This is a genomic window from Promineifilum sp. (SeqCode) (assembly GCF_041918635.1).
Lineage (GTDB): Bacteria > Chloroflexota > Anaerolineae > Promineifilales > Promineifilaceae > Promineifilum.
Genome location: NZ_JAYRVJ010000809.1, coordinates 1 through 3,621, shown reverse-complemented (window position 1 = coordinate 3,621; position 3,621 = coordinate 1). Strand labels below are relative to the sequence as shown.

The window sequence follows — 3,621 nt, the reverse complement described above, 5'->3', positions numbered from 1 at the left end:
TGGGTCAGCGGCACGACGTTCTGGGTCAGGATGACCGGCTCGTCGTTCTCGCGGAACAGCTTCTTGAGCAACAGGAGCGGGGCGTCTGGCGCCAGATGGAGTTCGGCGGCGGCCGTCGGCTGGAGCAGCGGGGAGGCCGCCGTGGTCTCGTTGGCCTCCAGGATGCTGACCGACGGCGTAAAGCCGTGGGCCTTCAGCATCGCCGCGTAGTCCCAGATTTCTTCCAGCCGCGAATGGATTTGCAGCACGGGGTCGTTGACGAACGTGCCCGCGCCCTGCCGGCGGCTGATCGTCCCTTCCATCTCCAGCCGGCTGAGGGCGTCGCGCACCGTTGTCCGACTGACGCCGAGCACGCCGGCCAACTCCACTTCCGGCGGGATGCGCCCCCCGGCGAACTCGCCGTTGACGATCATCTCCTTGAGATGGGCTTTGACCTGGTCGGTCAGGGAGGGGGCGCGACGGAGCATGGCGGCGGGTCAGCGAGCAGTAAACAGTAAGCAGTATTCAGTAATATGGTATGGTTGTATGACGAATCATAGCCGAAAGGAGCGTGCTGTCAAGAGCAAATGCGTACATGATGACGCTTGATTGTAACGTTCTAAGCGCGTTAGTGTTGTTTCTGATGCAGCTTCTACGAGTGTTCAGTTGCCAGCCTGTAGATTTGAACGAGGAATACAAGATGGCCGATTCAACCGACAGCCACCAAGATAACCTGCGCGCCGAATATAGCGAGGTCTCGGCCAACATCCGCTGGCTGGCCGACGTACGCTTCAAGCTGCTGGGGCTGGTGCCCCTGGCGACTCTCCTGGGCGGCTGGTTCCTCACCTCTGACACATCGACAATCAATCCCCTGGTCTCGCTGTTTGGTTTGGTGATTACGGTGGCCCTGATGATCTACAATGAGCGCAATGATCAGCACTACGGAGAGCTTATCGGCCGGGCAAAGAGCTTGGAACGAGCGCTTGGACTTGACGAAGGGCAGTTCAGCCAACGCTCAGGTACGTGGCTGACGCTGTGGGGTATCAAGGTGAACCACAGTACAGCCGTGTACCTCATTTATCAGACATCCATTACAGTCTGGTTCTTCGGCGTTCTGTACCCTCTGCTCTATTACGGCCAGCGGGCCTTCACAGCTGGCCAATCGCTTTCTGGCCCCCTCGGTAGGGATTCGATCGCTCTGATCTCGGCAATTATCTCCGTGCTGGCTGTCTGCTTCTTCGTTTGGGAATTGGGACGCTCAAAGAAGGCTCGAGAGAAAGAGATGCGGACTGCGGCAATGGCAGCGATGGGGATCATCGTGGGCCTTCCCCGCCAACTCATGCTGAATGATGAGAAGTGGAAGGAGGTGCGCGAGCATTTGGAGAAGGTGACTACGCTGACTGATGAGGAAGAGCGTCGACGGCGGGAAGCTGAGGCGAGAAACTACATCCTTAAACAGGCCAGTCCGGCGCGTTACTTGCTCCCCGACGCTTCTATCGAAAAGTGGGATATCGAGTCGGCAGCCAACCTGGCAGCCCTCCTAACGCACTTGCCCTCACGCTGGTACAAGACTATGTATCGCCAGCGCATGATCGAGAATGATGAAGTCGCTGTTAGTGAAAGGTTGGAAGGCGTTCCCTGATCCAGTAGCCGGTACGCCTCTACGGCTTGCGGGTCGTATCCGCCTCTGATAAAATGAAAACAGTAATGGGGCGTCGCCAAGTGGTTTAAGGCACCGGACTTTGAATCCGGCATTCGCTAGTTCGAATCTAGCCGCCCCAGCTAATCAGAAAGGGATTTGTCCAGACAGACACCAAACAATGAGGTCGCAGCAATCGCGCGACCTCTTTTTGTATGATTCGCCTTCGGGATTTCTATAACGCTGCCAACTGGCGCGCAAGCAACTCCGCTGTATTATCTTAGGCAGTGCTATTCCACACACGCGAGAAGCCGTCCTGAAACGGAATGATTAGGAGCAATCGCCAATGAGCATAGATCTAGCCGCCAAACGAGCAACCTTCCGTAAGCTTCACGAGTCCGGCCACTTCATCATTCCCAATCCGTGGGACATCGGCAGCACCCGCCGGCTGGAAAAACTCGGGTTCAAAGCGCTGGCCTCCACCAGCGCCGGCGCCGCCTGGGCGTTGGGGAAAGAGGACGGCGAACTGACACTGGCCGAGGCGCTAGACCATTTGCGTATGTTGTGCGCCGCCACCGACTTACCCATTAATGCGGACTTCGAGGGGGGATTTGCCGATCGGCCCGAGGATGTCGCGACCAACGTGACGCTGGCTGTCGATACCGGGGTGGCGGGACTTTCCATCGAAGATCGCATCGGCGCGGACCTTTACCCCCTGCCGCTTGCCGTCGAGCGCATCCAGGCGGCGCGGGCGGCCATCGACGCTTCGGGCCAGGATGTGATGCTCATCGGCCGGACGGAGCACTTTCTCATCGGGCGAACAGACGTCGGCGCGGCCATCGAGCGCCTGGTCGCCTATTCAGCCGCCGGGGCCGACGTGCTCTATGCTCCCCGTATGGCGGCCCTGGACGACATCAAGGCCATCGTGGAGGCGGTCGCGCCCAAACCGGTCAACGTCTTGCTGCACAGACCGGATCTGAACGTCGCCGAGTTGGCGGCCCTCGGCGTCCGTCGCATGAGCGTCGGCGGCTGGTTGGCCCGATATGCCTGGGACGCCTTCGAGCAGGCCGCGCTATCGGTGCGCGATCAGGGCTATTTGCCGCATTTTGGTCATGGATGAACTATAGCTCGACGGTCTCCTTGCCGCCGGGCAGGGAACTCTACTCAATAAAGAAGGCTACGAAACGTCCGTAGCCTTTTTGTTTTAGACAACGCTTTGCCAGCGATGACTACCTCATCGGCGTTTTCCCAATTCCGCCACCGCCGGGATTACCTCACGCCCGATCAGCTTCAGCGGCGTCAGCTCGTGGACATTAGGGACGCTGGTAAAGATGACGTGCTGGATACCGAGATCGGCCAACGCCCGGCAGTTATCGATGACGTCAGCGACAGTCGCGCCGCCCAGGCCGGCATTGAATGACGTGATGACCGTGCGTTCGATCTCGTCGTAGTCGCGACCCACCTCATCACAATGGCGCTTCAGCACGTCCAACTTGTGGACGAGCGCGCTATGGTCGCCAAAGGCAAACAGATTGCAGGCATCCGCATATTGAGCGACCAGCCGCAGCCCCTTCTTCTCGCCAGAACTGCCGATCAGGATTGGGGGGTGAGGTTTGGTAAGGGGTTGAGGACTGTTGATGGGTTCGGCCAGATGGTAGTGCTGGCCGTGATAGGGCGAAAAATCGCCCGACCACATCTGCTTGGCGATCTGAAGCGTCTCTTCCAGCCGCTCGAAGCGCTCTTTCAGGGGCGGGAAGGGCAGCCCAAGCCCCACGGCTTCTCGTTCGTACCAGCCGGCGCCGATGCCCAGCCAGGCGCGTCCCCCCGAAAGCACATCGAGCGTCGTCACCTGCTTCACCAGAAAGCCCGGCGCGCGATAGTTGACGCCCGTCACCATCGTGCCGAGGCGCGCCCGTTCCGTCACGCCCGCCAGAAAATTCAGGGCGCTGTAGCCTTCCAGCATCGGGTCTTCGGCTCTCCCCATCCCGCCGCCTTCAATCTGG

Annotated in this window: 4 protein-coding genes and 1 tRNA gene; 3 read left to right on the top strand and 2 right to left on the bottom strand. The window is 59.5% G+C overall.

Annotated elements, in window-relative coordinates; translation table 11 throughout:
- A partial coding sequence (locus tag ACE3UY_RS23075) for a GntR family transcriptional regulator (protein ID WP_374689814.1) occupies positions 1-467 on the bottom strand: 467 nt, incomplete at its 3' end.
- Positions 468-574: 107 nt separating this feature from the next.
- Here ACE3UY_RS23075 and ACE3UY_RS23070 point away from each other — a divergent pair.
- The 3 genes from ACE3UY_RS23070 (at position 575) to ACE3UY_RS23060 (ending at position 2,738) form a co-directional block, all read left to right on the top strand.
- Positions 575-1,621 (top strand): hypothetical protein, encoded by a 1,047-nt coding sequence (locus ACE3UY_RS23070; protein WP_374689813.1) that lies wholly within the window; start codon positions 575-577, stop codon positions 1,619-1,621.
- A 66-nt stretch (positions 1,622-1,687) separates the two neighbouring features.
- Positions 1,688-1,761 (top strand) — tRNA-Gln (locus ACE3UY_RS23065).
- Between the two features lie 203 nt (positions 1,762-1,964).
- The gene (locus tag ACE3UY_RS23060; protein WP_374689812.1) at positions 1,965-2,738 is read left to right on the top strand and encodes an isocitrate lyase/phosphoenolpyruvate mutase family protein; all 774 of its coding nucleotides are present in this window, start codon (positions 1,965-1,967) and stop codon (positions 2,736-2,738) included.
- 114 nt (positions 2,739-2,852) lie between these two features.
- Here ACE3UY_RS23060 and ACE3UY_RS23055 read toward each other — a convergent pair.
- Positions 2,853-3,621: LLM class F420-dependent oxidoreductase (locus tag ACE3UY_RS23055; protein WP_374689811.1), on the bottom strand; the 769-nt coding region annotated here is incomplete at its 5' end.

Excerpts from the sequence above, each read along its gene's own strand:
- ACE3UY_RS23070 (WP_374689813.1), top strand. The coding sequence starts at position 575 with ATGATGACGCTTGATTGTAACGTTCTAAGCGCGTTAGTGTTGTTTCTG.
- ACE3UY_RS23060 (WP_374689812.1), top strand. The coding sequence starts at position 1,965 with ATGAGCATAGATCTAGCCGCCAAACGAGCAACCTTCCGTAAGCTTCAC.